Origin of the sequence: Klebsiella sp. CTHL.F3a (assembly GCF_019890895.1) — a bacterium.
GTDB lineage: Bacteria > Pseudomonadota > Gammaproteobacteria > Enterobacterales > Enterobacteriaceae > Klebsiella > Klebsiella grimontii.
In genome coordinates this window covers 1,192,843-1,208,955 of sequence record NZ_CP082360.1, presented here as the reverse complement: position 1 = coordinate 1,208,955, position 16,113 = coordinate 1,192,843, and the positions used below count along the sequence as shown (strand labels likewise).

The following is a 16,113-nucleotide window of genomic DNA, read 5'->3' as shown; positions in this document are numbered from 1 at the left end:
GGCGCTGGCCATCGCTTACAAACATCGCATAAGATTTATCTGTCATTATGGATAATTGCTTATCACCCTGCGGATAGCGCAGCAGATTTTTTAAGAGTTACGAAATTTTCATTATTAAGAATATTCTCTGTTATTTGCGAGATATTAATTCTCAAAAATCATAAAAAATTAAAAAAAACGCCTAAGAGATCTATATTTATTGCAAACATCATAGCCTCTTGTTAGTATGCCTATTAGTCAACATTTTTATTATAAAAATACCATTTATGATGCTTATTAACTTTTATCCTGTTCACCTGACCAAACTTTTCCAACGGCAGTAGTAAATGTCTGACTTTATATATTGACATTTCGCACCTGTCCGCTAATTCCCGAGTAAGCAACCCCTCAGGTCCATGTTCTTTTAAAACATAAAGAATATACTCCTGCTCTGGTACGACGACCCCGGAGAATTTATTGATGCCCATTGAGCTCACCAATGAGCGCAAACTCTCAACTGCGGTTACAGAATTTTGATTTGAATGTGGGGTACAGGATGAAAATGAAATCTTCATGAGTCAGCTCCTTCTGTCATTCAGTACACAGCAGTATGGATTGACCCCACGAAAACGGCAACATTAGCTTTAAATTTCAACTTAAACAGTACATTTATCTGAAATTCACTTTTTTTTATGATAAAAACCCTGGTATAAAGAGTGAATTTTTAATTCCGTGCGGAGATAAAAATGCGGTTCGATATAGAGGGATTTATTACATTTGATACTGAGGAAGCATCCCTGGTCAATCTGCTGACCGGTGATTGTATTGAACTCTCTGCGACTTCCACTCGCCTCCTTACCAATCTGTTACAGTACCGAGGGGATATTATTTCTCGCGTTGATATTTTTCAGTCGGTGTTTGAGAAATATGGCGCCAGGCCCTCAAATAGCAATCTTAATCAATACATCTCAACGCTGCGTCGTAGTCTTGCCGATCTGGGCATTGAGAAAAATGTGATTATTACGGTACCGCGAATCGGCTTTAAGATTTCTGAGGAAGTCATTATCACCAGCGATAATGATTATTCATCCTCCTTCACGCTCCCGATGCTTACCGCCGAACTGCCCCAGCGTAGTTTGCTATTGCAGCATCGCAAAGCGGTCATATCTTTTATCCTGGCGTTGACAGGCCTGCTGCTGCTTTCATCTTTTTTTATGTTTAAAAAACAGCCCTCTACGCTGGTTTTCATCCAGGATAAATGTACTATTTATGGCTCTGGCGCCCAGCGCACGCACGAAATACTCAGCAATAAAAAACTGTTCCCCTCTGGGCTTGATTGTTCGACGCCTAAGAAAATCTACCTTTTCAACCGACAATTAAATCAGCAACAAGGTTTAGGTATTTATATGGATATATTCATCCTCAAATGTGATATGAAGGACCAGCAATGCCACAGTTACTACTATAAGGAAATAAAAAATGCGTAAATACGCTGTAATATTTCTGGCCACTGCCCTGACGCTGGTATTCGCTGCGTCCCTCTATATAGATATCCACAGCCATGACACCTTTTCCTGTAAATCACAGTACGATCTCACTGAGGATATAAATGAGAATATTCTCCGCTCACAGGGCTTGCTATCCGCCCAGCTTTCTAATAACCGTCTTTTAATCAGCCTTGAGGGTTTGCTCACCAGCAATGGCGATAAATACATTGTCTCCCGCACCATCGCTATCACATTAAAAAGAACCACCGCGACCAGTCATCTCTTTTATATCATTGATTCGCAAATCACTCGCCATCACGCCGACAATACGCCTGAAAATATCGCCCGGCAAAATCTCTTTGGCAACCAAACTAATGATCAAATCATCTATATCAATCACGTTAATGATGATATTATTTTATTCGGCAATCAAACGTTCCCACAATATGGTTGCCAGCGTCAGAATACAATCATTGATTGAGATTCAACTCATTAATTTTAATTATGCCGATATCATGACGATACATTTACTACCAACCTTAGGCAGCATCGCGAATATCATTGATATGATTAACCCCCGGCTCAATCTGCACCATGTCAGAACGGCGTTTATCGCATCGCATCTGGCTAAGTTAGTCGATTTTTCTGCGGCCCAGCGGCGTAAAACCATTCTGGCGGCGCTCATTCATGATGTCGGAGGATTAAATGAAAAATCGCGTCTTGAACCGCTTAACTATATTGATAACGAAGACAACCATCATGCGCTCATCGGCAGCGAATTACTTAGCCGCATTCCGCTGTTTCGTCCGCTCAACAAAATCGTTCGCTATCACCATACCCACTGGCGCAACGGTCTCGGGCATTATAGTGAAGGCGAGCAGGTGCCCGAAGAGAGCCATTTGTTATTCTTCGCGGACCGACTGGATGTTCTGTATTGCCAGCACCGCACCGAACATATCCCATTATTAAGCAAAAGGCTGGTCGACATCGCCGCCGCCGGCGCCCCCACTCTCTATAAGCAAGAATATATTCAGGCCTTCCGAATCCTCTCCGCCGATGACTATTTCTGGTCGGTTATGGCCTCCACCGACTATCGCGATTACATTAAAGCGATCTCCGGCGTCCATAACGACACGCTCTCTTTGCACAACCTTCGCGACATTGCCGAGCTGGTCTCTTTTATTATCGATCAGTTCAGCCAGCAGACGCCGTGGCACTCCGCGGCCGTCGGACATATTGCCGGTTATCTGGCAACAAAAATGGAGATGAGCGCCACGCAAGCCCTAAAAGTAGAGATTGGCGGATTACTGCATAATATTTCCTGCCTGGATCATAGCCCGCCGCCAAAGCGGGTGGGGTCATCGGATAAAGCCCAGCGTTATTTTTATCTCATTGAAGGTATTGATGATATTTCTGAGTGGTTGGCCATGCAAAATGATCCCGCGTCGGCGCAGTGGCATAATAAAGCCCTGCAACCGGAAGCCATGCTTATTGCGGTAAGTCGACGGGTGGTCCATGCGCTCAATGGGCCAAAAGCGGAAGAGAAATCGCTGGCGCAGTTAATTAAAAATAATCCGGGAGAGGAAATTCCCCCGTTGATGTTGTCTCTGATTGCGCAATATTCTTCACAGATTATTCAGATCTACCGTGCTACCGCGGGCGAAATAAAAAAGTTAGTGAATCGCATTGCGCAACTCACTCACTCCGTTTAGAGGCTAAAACGGTCTGATCGCACGACTCAGGCGCTCAATCCGCCGTCCAGAACCAGGGTTTGCCCGGTCATATATTGACTCCCCTCACCGATTAAAAACGCCACCGCCTGCAGCACATCGTGGGTTTCGCCCAATCTGCGCAGCGGTATCGCCTGGCGCATCTCTTTTAATTTTTGCGCGGGTATCTCTTCGAGCATTTCCGTGCGAATCAGGCCCGGCGCCAGGCAGTTGACGCGAATACCGAAGCGCCCAACCTCCAGCGCCAGCGAGCGCGCAATGCCGCCCATCGCCGCTTTACTCGCGGCATACGCCGTCTGGCCGACGTTGCCCTTTACCGCGCTGACCGACGACATCATCACGATGGAGCCGCGCCGCTGCATCAGCATCGCCGGCAGCAGCACCCGGTTCCAGTTCAGCATTGAGATCACATTGGTGTCCAAAACCTCGCGCCAGAGCGCGGCGTTCTGGTGAATATGCAGGCCGTCGCGAGCTATCCCGGCATTGTGGATAATCGCTTCCGGCGCCCCCCGCTCGGCCAGCAGCGTCTGCGCAAGCTGCTCCACCCGCGATTCGTCGTTGCCGTCGCAGGCGTATCCCCGCACCCGGTGGGTTGAATTTTCACACTCCGCCAGGGTGGCGTTCATCGCCTCCTCATCGCGTCCGGTAAATACCACGTTCCAGGTTTGCGCCAGGCCGGTGACCAGCGCCCGACCGATGCCGCGGCTGCCTCCGGTAATCAGTATCCATTTTTGTGCCATATTAGCTGCCTGACTCTTTACTGATGTGCTGGCAGAGTTCGCCAAGCGTTATCCCTGGATTGTGAATAAACCAGTCCGCCTCCAGGGTGATATTGAATTCACGTTTTGCCAGCACCATGAGCTCGACGTAGTCGAGGCTGTCCAACTTCAGCCGAACCAGCGGCGTATTCTCATCCACCTCATCCGGTTCCAGGTCTTTCGCATCGCAAATCATTTCACACACTTTTTGTAGAACATCATCATAGGCAATCATAAATTATCCTTAATTATCAATTCGTCATTGGGCCAACTTTGAGCGTGACCATATTGGTCATTATCAGATTATCCAACTGCGCCGCCGCCGCGATGCGTACCAGCGCGCCCTGCTCAACCTGGCCGACCACCAGCGAGGGCAGCAGCCAGAGCGATAGTGATTCGGGCCAGATCGGCGTCGCTTTGCCCGCAAGACGAGCATCGAATACCACCTCCTGGTGGGTTTGCAGCACCGGATAGCGGGTAAATATTTGCTGCAATGAGGTTTCCCCGGGCCCGAGCAGGGCCGCGATGTTCTCCTGACGCAGCAGCGCGGGATCGTTAATAAGCTGGCGAAACAGCAGCGCGTCAAGAAACTGCCACTGCGCCAGGTCGGGCCATGTGCTGTTGAAGTGGGACTGCAACGCGAGCAGCGTCTTTGGCGCAACGCCGCTGGGCTGCTTACCCACCAGCGATTCCGGCCCGGCGGCGAGGCTCATCTGGCATGACAAACAGACTTCATCATCCTGCGGGCTGCTGACCAACGCGGCGGACAAGACGCGATTTTTCGCGGCGCCGGGTGTTAGCAGCCAGTCGCTATCGCACCATAGCGGCCTGCGCAGGCGAACCACGCATTTCAGGTAACGTTCAGGACCGGAGGGTGGGTTCGTCAGCCGCAACTGGACGTCGCGCTTCACGTCGAGCAGCGCGCGCATGCCGTGGACGCTCAGCCGGCCGTCGCCCATCGCGCGCGCTGCCGCGAGGTCGAAGTGAATGGGGTTATCGTCGCCGGAAAACGCCGCCCACTGCCTGGCGTCCGCAAGGGTATAGCGCAGCCGCGTCACGCGTGCTTCTCCAGTACCAGCGCGGCGTTCGCGCCGCCGAAACCAAAACTCAGATTTAGCGCCCGGCGGATCTCACCCTGACGATGCCCTTCGGCGATATAGTCGAGATCGCACTGCGGGTCTGGCTGGGTTAAATGCGCCGTCGCGGGCATGAGCCCCGCCGCCATCGCCTGCAGACAGACGATGGTCTCGAAGCTCCCCGCGGCGGCGATCAGATGCCCGGAGTAGGCTTTGGTGCTGGAGACCGGGATGCGATACGCCTCGTCGCCCAGCGCCTTTTTCAGCGACCGCGTTTCGTTAATATCGTTGAGCGGCGTGGAGGTACCGTGGGCGTTGATATAGTCGAGGTCGGCGGGCTGGAGATCCGCGGCGCGCAGCGCCCAACGGATAGTTTGCTCGCGGGCCACGCAGTCTTCCGCCGGGGAGGTAAAATCCACCGCGTCGGAAAAATTGGCGTAGCCGGTGACTTCCGCCAGGATCGTCGCCCCGCGCGCGAGGGCGCTCTCGCGCTCTTCCAGACACAGCACCGCTCCGCCCTCTGAAAGCACAAATCCGCTGCGCTGCAGGCTAAACGGGCAGCTGGCCCGTTCCGGCGATTCCGTTTCCCGGCTCAGCGCCCCGAGCACATCAATATTCCAGATGGCGCAAACGCTGTTTAACGACTCCCCGGCGCCGGCGAGCATCATGCTGGCGCGGCCAAAGCGAATCGCATCATAGGCCTCGCCAATAGCAATAGTGCCGGTGGCGCAGGCGGCGACCGGGGTATTCTGATAACCGCGTAAATTCCACAGCTGGCTACAGGCCGCGGTGGTCACGTTCGGCATGGAAAAGAAGCAGCTGAAAGGCGATGCAACGCCTGTTTTCTCGAACTCCGGTACCGCGAGGTAGCTTTCATCGAGCCCCGCCCAACCGGAACCGATGATGGCGCCGCACATCAGCGGATCGTAAAAGCCGGTGGGGGCTTCGCCAGCAAAGGCCATCGCTATCGCTTCCCGCGCGGCGCCCAGCGCCAGGCGCGCGTGACGGGGCAGACGCCGGCGAATGGCGGCAGGTACGCCCTTGAGGCTGGGTTCGTTCTCCACCTGACCAATGAAATGCGTGTGAATGCCGTTAGCCGAGAGATCCACATAGCGGTAACCGCGTCGATAATCCACGATCGCCTGCCAGCTTTCGGCCGCGCTATCGCCAAGGGGAGTCACCGCGCCATAGCCGGTTATCACCACGCGATAAGGGGAGTTACTGTGACTCATTCTGGGATGTCCTCTGTTGCGGGTAATTGCCTCCCTGCGCCAGCCAAAGCTGCAAAGTGGCATAAAGATAGTCGTACTGGTTTTGCGCGAGGCTGTTCTGTACATCAAGCAGCGCATCCTGGGCGTTCAGCAGGGTCTGATAATCCACCGCTCCGGAGCGGTAGCGGCTCCCGGTGAGCGCCAGGCGCTGTTCGCCCAGCTGCAGTGATTGCAGCAGGCGTTCGCGCTGCTCATCGGCGTTCAGCCGCTTCTCCATCGCGTTATCCACCTCCGATAGCGCGGTATAGGCGGTGCGGCGAAAGTTAACCGCCTCCTGCTGCACCTTCACGCTGGCCTGCTCGACGGTGAGCTGTACCGTGTTCCACTGGATAAAGGGCGCAGAAACGCTGCTGCCCACGGTGCGCAGCGGGTCGTTAAACCACTGGTGAAAGATCTGGCTGCCGGCGCTCAGGGTTCCCTGCAGCGACAGCGTGGGATAGAAGCTCAGCCGCGCGGCATCTGAGCCCGCCAGCGCCGCCCGCAGGCGGGATTCCGCCGCCTGCAGGTCCGGCCGACTGGCTAGCGCGGCCAGCGGCGTGCTGCTGGCAATGGCGATATGCTGACGCACATCCAGCGAGGAGGACTCATCGGTGTGCTGAGCAGGCGGTCTGTTGAGCAGCAGCGCCAGCGCGTTGCGGGAAATCGCCCGCTGCTGCTTCAGGCTCAGCAGCTGATTCTGGCGACTGATGATCGTCTGCCGCGCCTGCAGCACATCGAGCAGGCCCACTTTCCCCGCTCGCTGCCAGGACTCAATCTGCGCCAGCGTCTGCCTGGCGATATCCAGACTCGCATCCTGCCAGGTCATTTGCTGATTCAGCAGCGCGATGTTCCAGTACAGCTGCGCGGTGGTGTCAATCGTCGAGAGGATCGTCGCCCGGTAGTCCTGCTCGCTGGCTATCGCCTCCCATTCGCTCTGTTCGCGGATCCGCGCCAGCTTGCCCCACAGATCCAGCTCATAGCTCAGGGACAGTGAGGCGCTATAGCTCTCCTGCGACCCGCCGCTGTTCAGCGGCTTTGAGTTACTGCCGGTGCCGCTCAGGGTCGCGTCGGGGCTGATATTGGTCTGGGTTAGCCCGGCGGAAAGGCGCGCCTGTTTAAGGGTTAAGGCGGCAGCGGCCAGATCATTGTTGCTTTCCAGCACCTGATCCACCACCCGCGATAGGCGTTGGTCTCCGAAACGATCCCACCAGCGTGGCGCTTTCTCCGGCGGGAGCGCGTTGCTTTGCCCCTCCGTCCGCTGCCAGCTTTCCGGCACCGACAGCAGCGGGCGCTGATAGTCGCTACGGGTCAAATTGCCGCAGCCCGTTAGCAATACAATGAACGGTAATAATGTCAGCGGTCTCATTCGCGGGCCAGCGCCTCCGTAGGGTTCAGCCGCGCCGCCCGGCGCGCTGGAAAATAGCCAAACGTCAGGCCAATCAGGGCGGAAAAGCCGCAGGCCATCGCTACCGGCAGCCAGGTGAAGACCATGGAAAACTCCTGCGTCAGCAGGGCGAACAGATTGCCGGCGGCCCAGGATCCTAAAACGCCCGTTAGCCCGCCGAGGGCGCAGATCATCACCGCCTCAATTAAGAACTGATGCATGATGTCCGAGGGGCGCGCGCCGACCGAAAGCCGGATGCCAATCTCATGGGTACGTTCGGTTACCGAAACCAGCATGATGTTCATCACCCCGACGCCGCCGACCAGCAATGAAATAGCGGCAATCGCGGTGATCAGCAGCGACATGGAGTCGGAGGTTTTTTGCAGCGCTTTGGCGAGCTGTTCGTCGGTCTGGACAAAGAAATCTTTTTTGCCGTGCTCGCGGATAAGGTGCCTTTCCGCACGGCGCGCCGCATCCTGCGGCGACAGGGTTTCCTGAAAGCGCAGCGTCAGCGCCTCCAGCGGCTTGTCGCCGGAAATCCGCTGCAGTAGCGAGGTATAGGGGATCCAGGCCGACATAAATCCGCTGACCACCTTCGGCCCAGGCTTGCTGGCGATACCGATCACCCGCCACGGCGCGCCGGCGATTTGCACAATTTTGCCCAGCGGATCTTCATTGCCGGGAAACAGCGTCTCTTTACTGGTTTCATCCAGCACCAGTACCGGCTCCCGATCGTCGACATCGCGGCGGGTAAAGCCGTTGCCGTGCAGAAAACGGATCCCCTGCAGTGAGAAATAGTCGGCGGAAACCCCGGAGAGAATAATCGAGGAATCAAAACCCCGGCGCACCGCGGTGGTCATGCTGGAGACGATCGGCGATACCCCCAGCACCCAGGGCTGCTTGCCGAGGCTGGCGATATCGTCCAGCGACAGCGCCCGCTCCATATCCGTGCGCTTGCTGCCCCAGCCGGTGCCGGGGCGGATTTCAAGCGTGGTATTACCCAGCTTGCCGATCTCGTTCATGATGCTCTGCCTGGCGCCTTCTCCCACCGCCATTGAGGAAACCACGGACGAAATGCCGATGATAATCCCCAGCATCGACAGAAAGGCGCGCATCCGATGCCCCAGCAGTGAGCGCCAGGCCATGCGCACCGACTCGCCGATACTGCGCGATAGCGAAGCCCGGCCGTTATCCTGTACCGCGGGCAGCCGCTGGACGTCACGGTTATCCCGCGCGCTATAGGCGTGGTCAGCGACCACCTGCCCATCGCTAATCTCGACGATCCGCTGCGCCTGCTGCGCCACCTCGCGATCGTGGGTCACGATAATCACCGTGTGCCCGTCGGCGTTCAACTGGTGCAGAACGTCCATCAGCGCCCGGCCGCTGACGCTATCCAGCGCCCCGGTGGGTTCATCGGCGAGAATAATTTGCGCGCCGTTGATCAGCGCCCGACAGACGCTGACCCGCTGCTGCTGGCCGCCGGAAAGCTGCGCGGGTTTATGCTGTAAGCGCCCATCAATGCCCAGCTTTTCTGCCAGCAGCGCAATGCGCGCCTGGCGTTCCGCGGCGGGCATCGCGGTATAGAGCGCGGGGATGGCAATATTCTCTTCCGCCGTCAAATAAGGCATCAGGTGGTAGCGCTGAAAAATAAACCCCAGCCAGCGGCTGCGTAGCTCCGCCAGCGCCGCGCTATCAGCCTGGTGGATGGCGATGTCGTTGATATACACCTCACCGCCGCTGGGCTTATCCAGACAGCCGATAATGTTCATCAGCGTCGATTTACCCGAGCCGGAAGCGCCCATAATCGCCACCATTTCGCCGGGCATAATGGTCAGGGAGACGGATTTCAGCACCGGAATAATTTGCGTCCCGGCAACAAAATGACGCGTGACGTTGTTCAGCATAATTAACGGCTTAACCATCACACAGACCCCGCGTCCTGGGGGATCACCACCCGTTCGCCGGGCTGCAACCCTTCAAGAACCTGCGCATACTGGCGGTCGTTAATCCCGATACGGACGGTTCGCTCCTCGCTGCCGTTCTCCTTTTGCACCATCACCAGGTAGCGCTCATCGCCGAGCGAACGCCCCAGCGCGGCAACCGGCACGCGCAGCGCATCTTTCGCCTGCGCGATACGGATAAACACCTGGGCGGTCATCGAGGTTTTCAACAATCGCTGGCGATTATCCACCTCAAAGGTGCCGTTATAGTAAATGGCGCTGCTCTGCTGATTGCCGGCGGAAGCGCCGGCGTTTTGATCTTCCAGCGCCTCCTGCGGCGCGGGCTGGACATAGCCCAGCTCCCCTTCGTAACGCGTCTGCGGATCGGCAATAACGTAAAACCACAGCGGCTGTCCCGGATGGATTTTCTGGATATCGGCTTCGGAAATGCGGGTCTGGACCTGCATTTTATCGAGATCGGCGAGCACCAGAATGGTCGGCGCAATTTGCGAGGAGACGATGGTTTGCCCTTCACGGGTGACGATGCCCAGCACTTCGCCATCCATGGGCGCGAGAATGCGGGTATAGCCGAGATTGGCGTTGGCGGTCTGCACGCTCATTTCCGCCTGCACTATCTGCGCCTCATTGACCGCGATCTGCTGAACCTGCGCAGCATATTGCGCCTGCGCCTGCTCAAGATCGCTGCTCACCCCGGAGCCATCGCGGTTCATCGCCCGCTCGCGCGCCAGCGCTTTGCGGTACTGCACCAGCGTGGCCTCGGACGCCAGCTTTTGCGCTCTGGCGCTGGCCAGCTGCGCGGTGGCGTTGCGTAAGTCGGAAAGCTGCAGCGTCGGGTCGATTTCGGCGAGCAGCTGCCCTTTGCGCACTCGTTCGCCCTGTCGCACGTACAGCTTGCGCAGCTGACCGCTCACCTGGGCGCCGACGTTCACCTGGACGGCGGGTTTGATAATCCCGCTCGCCAGCACCACCTTTTCGATATCCCCGCGATCGAGCGCCACGGTATCGAGCGCCTCGGCCTGGGCCGGAAACGCGCGCGGGTAAAAAACAGCGGCGATAACGGCGAGGATCGCGACCAACGCCAACAGCCACGTCTTACGGCGGCGTAATAGTCCTGTCTTCATTGGCCCACCTCTCCCTGTGCGATATCGTGCAGCTCGCCTTCATTCAGACGATAAACCCGCGTGAAATGATGCAGGATCGATTCGCTGTGCGTCACCACGATCAGCGTCTTGCCATGCTCGCGGCAGTGCTGACACAGCGCGGCGATCGCCGTTTCCGCGGTTTCATCATCAAGATTGGCGGTCGGCTCGTCGAACAGCAATATCGGTCGAGTGCTGTAGAGCGCCCGCGCCAGCATCAGCCGCTGGCGCTGGCCTAACGAGAGCGCCGAATGGCTTTCGCGGATCAGCGCTTCCATCCCTCCCGGCAGCGCCTGAACCACCGGTCCCAGCGCCATTTTGTTGACCAGGGCTTCCACCCGCCCGCGATCGCCGTCGCTGTACCACGGGTCAAACAGGGTGATGTTTTGCAGCACCGAGGCGTTAAACAGGATGTCTTCCTGGCTCTGCAGCCACACCAGAGACGCCAGCTGCTGCGCGCTCGCCTCATCGCCGTTCAGCAGAATTCGTCCATGCTGTGCGGAAAAAAGACCGGCCATTAGCCGCAGCAAGGTGCTTTTACCGGCGCCGGAATCGCCGACGATCGCCACCCGATCGCCGGGCTCCAGCGCGAGATCGACGGCATTAAGCACCGGACGCTGCGGACTGTAATGAAAGCTCACCTGCTCAAACGCCAGCCGCGGAACCGTCCCACCGCTGAGCGAAGCAAACAGGGGCGCGGCCAGCTCATGGCGGGTAAACAGGCCCTGCGCGCGGGTATCGATCACGTGCAGCTGTGATTTGCGAATCACGGCATAGAAGATGCGCGTGACGTAGGAGGTAAAAATCTGCCGTAAAAAGCTATAGGCGAAAAAGTCGCCCAGAGAGATAAGCCTGGCGTGCACCAGCGGCAGCACCACCAGCATAAAGACCACCATCTCAAGGCTGCCGGTCAGCTGATACAGTCCCTCTTTGACCTGTTGGTAGACTTTCTGCCGCTGGAGGCAGGTGAAAAGGTCATGGGACAGGCGGGCAAACTGCGCTTTACGCTGCGTTTCCAGCCCGGCGGTTTTGATGGTTAACACGCCCTGTAGCGTTTCCATAAAAAAGTCATTCAGCGTCGCGCTTTTCAGCTGCAGCTGCTGGGTATACCAGCGGTCGCGAAAGATAGCCCAGACGCTAATCAGCCCCATCGCCACAATGCCCACGGCGGAAATCAGCGCCAGCACCGGAGAGATCCAGAACATGATGCCGATAGCGATAACGCAGATGATCCAGTCCGAGCGGAGGCCATTATCCAGCTCGATTTTTTGCAGCATCCCGCCCTGCCAGGCGATAAAGCGGCTGAACACATCCCCCGGCGCGCGTTTTTCAAAAAAATGCAGCGGATTATTGAGTAAGCGGGAAAAACCGATATCGCTCTTCAGCAGGACAAAGCGGCGGATAAAACGCTCGCTAATGACCCTGACGCCCAGCGCTAACAGCGTGGAGATGACAAAAGCGAGGATGAACCATAAATAAGGAAACGACGTATTCTGAACGTCAGAGAAGGCCTGATTGATCGCCCGGCTGACCATCGTCGGCATTAAAAACAGCGTGAGCGACACCAGGAAGGTCAAGAGCATCAGTTTATAAATGCCCGGCACCGCCGCGGTCTCCTTCAGGCTCATCGCCCGCGGCATCTCCTGCTGCGCGCCGGCAATAACAGGCGCCTGCTGATCAATAACGCCGGGAGACTCTTCAAGGATCAGCGCGTAGCCGCTTATCTCTTTTTTCAACGCCGAGAAAGGCAGCCACTGCTGGCCAATCGCCGGATTCATGACGCAGACGTAATCCCCTTTTCGCCAGGCCAGCAGGACATAGTGGCTGGCGCCGTAGTGCAAAATGGAGGGGAACGGCAGCGCATGGATTTCATCGTGATCGAACAACACCGGCGCGGTGGCGATGCCGAGCTGTTGCAGGATAACGGATAAATCGCTTAACGATGTCCCATGGTCGGAGGCCGGGAAAATCTCCCGCAAAGCCGGGAGAGAGCACTGAATATTCTGGGTTTGCGCCAGCATCGCAATACAGGAGAGACCGCATTCATTGGTCTCTTCCTGGAAAACCATATCAGGGATAATCTTTTTCATGATGATGGGTCAGTGATTAATAAAATAGAGCGAATGGCTGTGCCATAAAAGCCAATCCTGCGGATAATCACGCAGGGTGTTTTCAAGCATCGACGGTAGATTCGCCGCGACCTCTTTTGGCGCCAGTGGGGAATAGATTTTTATTTTTATCCCCTGCTGATAATAGAGGTGATAAAAAACCACCTTCGCCGATACGATGCGAGAAAAGCGCTGTACCCCACTATGCAATTTCGCCGGGCGGCCAAAGATCCGGCAGCTTATTTTTCCGGACTGCGCTTCAGGGGTCTGCACGGTATAATCGGCAGGAATATCGGGGAAAATAATCATATTTTCCCGCCCTTCCGATACGTTGCTCATTAACGCCATAAGCTCGCTGGCAAGCGACGTATTATCCTGGTGGATGGAGCAATAAGAGAGCGCGACGCCGCCCATTTTACGGCTGGCGACGGTATAGCTCTCCGCGCTGGAAGAGACCACCACGCTGGCCTTCCCCGGCGTCACGCCGGCCCCGACCATCGCCGCTAAAATATCGGAAACGCAGTGCAGCGGCGCCAGAACGACCGGGATCTTTTGCGCCGCCAGCGGGGCGACAACGGCATCAAGCGCTCGCGTGCATGCCTGCATCTGGGCCAGGGTGGCCGGGTGTTGTCCCCAGGTTGCCCCCATCTCCAGCAGCTGGCGGCGCATGGCTATCCATGCGGCATCGATTCGACCATCAGCCCCCGTCAGGCAGCGGTAGTTTTGCGTCGCCACGGCGGTGCGCCCGCGGTATTGCCCCCCCAATAGACGCAGCCTGCATAGCGCGCGAGCCGTCAGCAACAGCAGCGGCATAGGGATGAAACGCATGACCCAACGCACCACCTTTTGGCCGTGGCCGGTAAAGGGCCGATAGCGCCAGCTCAGCTGCGCGGACCATTTTCTTACGCTGAAGACGCTCCAGACGATCAGAAAGCGCGTCACGCTTACTCCTTGTCCTGAGTTAACAGCTGGCGCATATAATCGGCAAACTCAGGAAATTGACGATCCTTCGCCACGACGTATTTTTTATTCACAATAAACAGCGGCGTCGCGTTAATATCATAGAGTTCGGTGATTTTGGCCATATATTCCAGACGCTCGGCCACGGCTTTGCTTTGGCGTAACTGATGGTATTTCGCGACATCAATATTGTTCTTTTTCAGCCAGCCGTTAAGCGCTTCATCATCAGCTAAATTTACTCCACGGGTCATTACCGCGTTGAAAGCCTGGTCGCGCATCTGGCGCTCAATACCCATGACTTCGAGGGTGGCAAAAACCGGCGCATAAATTGCCAGACCGTTTCTTTCGGCGGTGATATGGATAACTTCAAAGGTACTCTTCGCCGGTAATGAGGCAGCGAATTTTTCGATATCTTCCTCGTTCGACGCGCAGTAGTGACAGCCATAGGACATCACTTCAATAATGCTGCTGTCATGTTTTATTGGGCTACTGGCAACGATTGCGCTGTCAATTTCCCGCAGGGCCGAAGGCTCGCTGCTGTCCGATGCAAACGTATTAAATACAAAAATGTGATAGCACAGCACGGTAATCAGCGACGAAATTAATGCCACCAGAAACGTATAGCCAACAGCGGTAATAGGTTTTATCTTCATTTGATACCAGGCTCGCGAAAACGACGGAGAAATATATGGAGGGTTTCCCCTCCATATACCGCAGCAGAAATTACTGACGGATGCGATTCGGCACTACGCACATACCGTCGGACGCATCTTTCATGGTCACGGTTGAGTTGCCGTGCTTATCGGTACAGGTGGTTACTTGTTTACAGGTTGAAACACCGCCCACCACCACGGTCTCATACGAGCTGGTGCAAGTTTCCTTGCAGCATCCACCAATAATCGCTGATGCTTCAATCATACTTAATTTTTGCATTTGTTAGATCCTTAACTATTTATATTAAAATGTATTTTTCTTACACTTACCTACTGGCTTAGATACCTGCCAGTAATTCTTTCGATGTCAGAATTTATACGCTGCTATACGCAGGGGGTGGCGACGATGCACTTGAAAATATTAAACAGCTCTACGTTGTTTTTAACGTTTAACTTTTTCATTAGCCCCCGTTTACAGCGGCTCAGGCGACGAACATCAATTTTTTGTTCAGAGGAAATTTGTGACAATGATTTCCCTTTGAATATTTCTTCCATTAACCACCAGTCATCACTGGAGATACTGTTATTAAAATCTCTGGCTAACCATTTCTGTCGAGTATAGTTAATTAACGAGCGGCTAAAAAAGATCTGCTTTGCCACCATAGCGTCCGCATTTTCAATAAATTTAAAAAAGTTATCCAGCGATTCATTTTTTAATAACCAACTTGCCTCCGGAAGTAGCGAATGCAGCGCAAAGAACAGAGAAATATTGTTCTCGCTTAATAAAATAACCAGTTGCTGATTCTCCCGGCAGTAGTGCTCTTTAATGGTGTAAAGCGCGTTAAAACGCTCGTCCGGCAAGCTGTCGACATCGCAGAGGACCCAGCGCAGTTCATCTTTCTGCTTAGGCAGACGCAGGGTGTTAATCAACTCAGAGAAATGGTCGAGCCTTGTGAACGCGCAGTCGCCTTCATGCATGGCAAGATCGTCAACCACAGAACGCACGCCTTCGGCGAAAAAGATGTTTTTATCGTAGAGAAAGAAACGACGGCTCATTTATCATCATCCTTGATCTATTCTACTGGTAATTAAGGGTGTAATTCGCTGTTGCCTGGAAGGCGCCGGTTTCCAGGGTTTTGTTACTCAAGGCGTCCGGTTCCCCTTCAACAAACGCTTTAAAATTTAGCTGCATGTTGGCATCGGAAATCGCGACGGCGGTCGTCGGCGTATTGAGTAAAATCGCAGTGCCGTTACTTTCTTCAAAACCAATGCCTATACCGCTGGCGGTTTGCGGCGCGATCGGCGTAATCGCCAGGCGGTCGCTCATATTGGCATTTTCCGTCCCGCTAAAGGTCACGGTGACGGAATTAAAAACATCGGTGCTGCAATCCTGGAGTTCAATAACAAACGCTTTGGGCTGCGATTTTCCCTCCGCATAAAGCGTGCGGGTTGAAATCTGGCCAAAATCCACGGTGATGTTTTTTGATGAAGGCACAATACTGCAACCATGGGCAACGACGGTTCCTTTGAAGTTTAAATCGCCGCCGATCAGTTCCCCGATGGCATGCGCAGGAGCGGCCGCGGGTAGCGAACATATGAGTATCATTGATGCGATGAGTTGACGCATG

Annotated in this window: 17 protein-coding genes; 3 read left to right on the top strand and 14 right to left on the bottom strand. The window is 55.1% G+C overall.

Annotated features, from left to right (window positions below; all coding sequences use genetic code 11):
- Nucleotides 1–233: 233 nt before the first annotated feature.
- Nucleotides 234–554 (bottom strand): FaeA/PapI family transcriptional regulator, encoded by a 321-nt coding sequence (locus K7H21_RS05785; RefSeq protein WP_223035647.1) that lies wholly within the window; start codon nt 552–554, stop codon nt 234–236.
- Between the two features lie 171 nt (nt 555–725).
- Between K7H21_RS05785 and K7H21_RS05780 the strand changes: the two genes are divergently transcribed.
- The 3 genes from K7H21_RS05780 to K7H21_RS05770 are packed head-to-tail and all read left to right on the top strand — an operon-like array spanning nt 726 to nt 3,178.
- Nucleotides 726–1,466 (top strand): winged helix-turn-helix domain-containing protein, encoded by a 741-nt coding sequence (locus K7H21_RS05780; protein WP_142469464.1) that lies wholly within the window; start codon nt 726–728, stop codon nt 1,464–1,466.
- Nucleotides 1,459–1,947 (top strand): hypothetical protein, encoded by a 489-nt coding sequence (locus K7H21_RS05775; protein ID WP_004124189.1) that lies wholly within the window; start codon nt 1,459–1,461, stop codon nt 1,945–1,947. Before K7H21_RS05780 ends, K7H21_RS05775 begins: the two co-directional genes overlap by 8 nt.
- A complete protein-coding gene (locus K7H21_RS05770; protein WP_123828880.1) occupies nt 1,913–3,178 on the top strand; it encodes an HD domain-containing protein in 1,266 nt (421 codons plus the stop codon). Before K7H21_RS05775 ends, K7H21_RS05770 begins: the two co-directional genes overlap by 35 nt.
- Before the next feature lie 26 nt (nt 3,179–3,204).
- Here the strand turns inward: K7H21_RS05770 and K7H21_RS05765 are convergent, their stop codons facing one another.
- The 13 genes from K7H21_RS05765 to K7H21_RS05705 all read right to left on the bottom strand — a co-directional run bounded on the left by K7H21_RS05765 (nt 3,205) and on the right by K7H21_RS05705 (nt 16,112).
- On the bottom strand, nt 3,205–3,936 hold the full coding sequence (locus tag K7H21_RS05765) for an SDR family NAD(P)-dependent oxidoreductase (RefSeq protein WP_123828879.1): 732 nt from the start codon (nt 3,934–3,936) through the stop codon (nt 3,205–3,207).
- A 1-nt stretch (nt 3,937) separates the two neighbouring features.
- A complete protein-coding gene (locus tag K7H21_RS05760; protein WP_049115106.1) occupies nt 3,938–4,189 on the bottom strand; it encodes an acyl carrier protein in 252 nt (83 codons plus the stop codon).
- A 16-nt stretch (nt 4,190–4,205) separates the two neighbouring features.
- Entirely contained in the window at nt 4,206–5,012 is an 807-nt protein-coding gene (locus K7H21_RS05755) for a MaoC family dehydratase (protein ID WP_004124195.1), read from the bottom strand.
- Complete coding sequence (locus tag K7H21_RS05750; RefSeq protein WP_004124198.1) at nt 5,009–6,262, bottom strand: beta-ketoacyl-[acyl-carrier-protein] synthase family protein; 1,254 nt, start codon at nt 6,260–6,262, stop codon at nt 5,009–5,011. The genes K7H21_RS05755 and K7H21_RS05750 overlap by 4 nt, the downstream gene beginning before the upstream one ends.
- The gene (locus K7H21_RS05745) at nt 6,249–7,646 is read right to left on the bottom strand and encodes a TolC family protein (protein WP_123828878.1); all 1,398 of its coding nucleotides are present in this window, start codon (nt 7,644–7,646) and stop codon (nt 6,249–6,251) included. Before K7H21_RS05745 ends, K7H21_RS05750 begins: the two co-directional genes overlap by 14 nt.
- Entirely contained in the window at nt 7,643–9,586 is a 1,944-nt protein-coding gene (locus K7H21_RS05740; protein ID WP_004124203.1) for an ABC transporter permease, read from the bottom strand. The genes K7H21_RS05745 and K7H21_RS05740 overlap by 4 nt, the downstream gene beginning before the upstream one ends.
- Nucleotides 9,586–10,746 carry an efflux RND transporter periplasmic adaptor subunit gene (locus K7H21_RS05735; RefSeq protein WP_004124205.1) on the bottom strand — a complete coding sequence of 387 codons (1,161 nt, stop codon included), beginning with the start codon at nt 10,744–10,746 and terminating at the stop codon, nt 9,586–9,588. Before K7H21_RS05735 ends, K7H21_RS05740 begins: the two co-directional genes overlap by 1 nt.
- Nucleotides 10,743–12,854 (bottom strand): peptidase domain-containing ABC transporter, encoded by a 2,112-nt coding sequence (locus K7H21_RS05730; RefSeq protein ID WP_142446843.1) that lies wholly within the window; start codon nt 12,852–12,854, stop codon nt 10,743–10,745. Before K7H21_RS05730 ends, K7H21_RS05735 begins: the two co-directional genes overlap by 4 nt.
- A gap of 9 nt (nt 12,855–12,863) precedes the next feature.
- Nucleotides 12,864–13,814 (bottom strand): lysophospholipid acyltransferase family protein, encoded by a 951-nt coding sequence (locus K7H21_RS05725; protein ID WP_213223135.1) that lies wholly within the window; start codon nt 13,812–13,814, stop codon nt 12,864–12,866.
- Nucleotides 13,815–13,816: 2 nt separating this feature from the next.
- Entirely contained in the window at nt 13,817–14,485 is a 669-nt protein-coding gene (locus tag K7H21_RS05720; RefSeq protein ID WP_213223134.1) for a DsbA family protein, read from the bottom strand.
- A gap of 70 nt (nt 14,486–14,555) precedes the next feature.
- The gene (locus tag K7H21_RS05715) at nt 14,556–14,765 is read right to left on the bottom strand and encodes a DUF4762 family protein (protein ID WP_004124217.1); all 210 of its coding nucleotides are present in this window, start codon (nt 14,763–14,765) and stop codon (nt 14,556–14,558) included.
- A gap of 104 nt (nt 14,766–14,869) precedes the next feature.
- Nucleotides 14,870–15,541 (bottom strand): helix-turn-helix domain-containing protein, encoded by a 672-nt coding sequence (locus tag K7H21_RS05710; protein WP_004124220.1) that lies wholly within the window; start codon nt 15,539–15,541, stop codon nt 14,870–14,872.
- Between the two features lie 22 nt (nt 15,542–15,563).
- Nucleotides 15,564–16,112 carry a fimbrial protein gene (locus tag K7H21_RS05705; protein WP_049115111.1) on the bottom strand — a complete coding sequence of 183 codons (549 nt, stop codon included), beginning with the start codon at nt 16,110–16,112 and terminating at the stop codon, nt 15,564–15,566.
- Nucleotide 16,113: the final 1 nt, after the last annotated feature.

Excerpts from the sequence above, each read along its gene's own strand:
- K7H21_RS05720 (WP_213223134.1), bottom strand. The coding sequence starts at position 14,485 with ATGAAGATAAAACCTATTACCGCTGTTGGCTATACGTTTCTGGTGGCA.
- K7H21_RS05745 (WP_123828878.1), bottom strand. The coding sequence starts at position 7,646 with ATGAGACCGCTGACATTATTACCGTTCATTGTATTGCTAACGGGCTGC.
- K7H21_RS05730 (WP_142446843.1), bottom strand. The coding sequence starts at position 12,854 with ATGAAAAAGATTATCCCTGATATGGTTTTCCAGGAAGAGACCAATGAA.
- K7H21_RS05760 (WP_049115106.1), bottom strand. The coding sequence starts at position 4,189 with ATGATTGCCTATGATGATGTTCTACAAAAAGTGTGTGAAATGATTTGC.
- K7H21_RS05765 (WP_123828879.1), bottom strand. The coding sequence starts at position 3,936 with ATGGCACAAAAATGGATACTGATTACCGGAGGCAGCCGCGGCATCGGT.
- K7H21_RS05715 (WP_004124217.1), bottom strand. The coding sequence starts at position 14,765 with ATGCAAAAATTAAGTATGATTGAAGCATCAGCGATTATTGGTGGATGC.
- K7H21_RS05710 (WP_004124220.1), bottom strand. The coding sequence starts at position 15,541 with ATGAGCCGTCGTTTCTTTCTCTACGATAAAAACATCTTTTTCGCCGAA.
- K7H21_RS05750 (WP_004124198.1), bottom strand. The coding sequence starts at position 6,262 with ATGAGTCACAGTAACTCCCCTTATCGCGTGGTGATAACCGGCTATGGC.
- K7H21_RS05770 (WP_123828880.1), top strand. The coding sequence starts at position 1,913 with ATGGTTGCCAGCGTCAGAATACAATCATTGATTGAGATTCAACTCATT.
- K7H21_RS05775 (WP_004124189.1), top strand. The coding sequence starts at position 1,459 with ATGCGTAAATACGCTGTAATATTTCTGGCCACTGCCCTGACGCTGGTA.
- K7H21_RS05780 (WP_142469464.1), top strand. The coding sequence starts at position 726 with ATGCGGTTCGATATAGAGGGATTTATTACATTTGATACTGAGGAAGCA.
- K7H21_RS05785 (WP_223035647.1), bottom strand. The coding sequence starts at position 554 with ATGAAGATTTCATTTTCATCCTGTACCCCACATTCAAATCAAAATTCT.
- K7H21_RS05735 (WP_004124205.1), bottom strand. The coding sequence starts at position 10,746 with ATGAAGACAGGACTATTACGCCGCCGTAAGACGTGGCTGTTGGCGTTG.
- K7H21_RS05705 (WP_049115111.1), bottom strand. The coding sequence starts at position 16,112 with ATGCGTCAACTCATCGCATCAATGATACTCATATGTTCGCTACCCGCG.
- K7H21_RS05740 (WP_004124203.1), bottom strand. The coding sequence starts at position 9,586 with ATGGTTAAGCCGTTAATTATGCTGAACAACGTCACGCGTCATTTTGTT.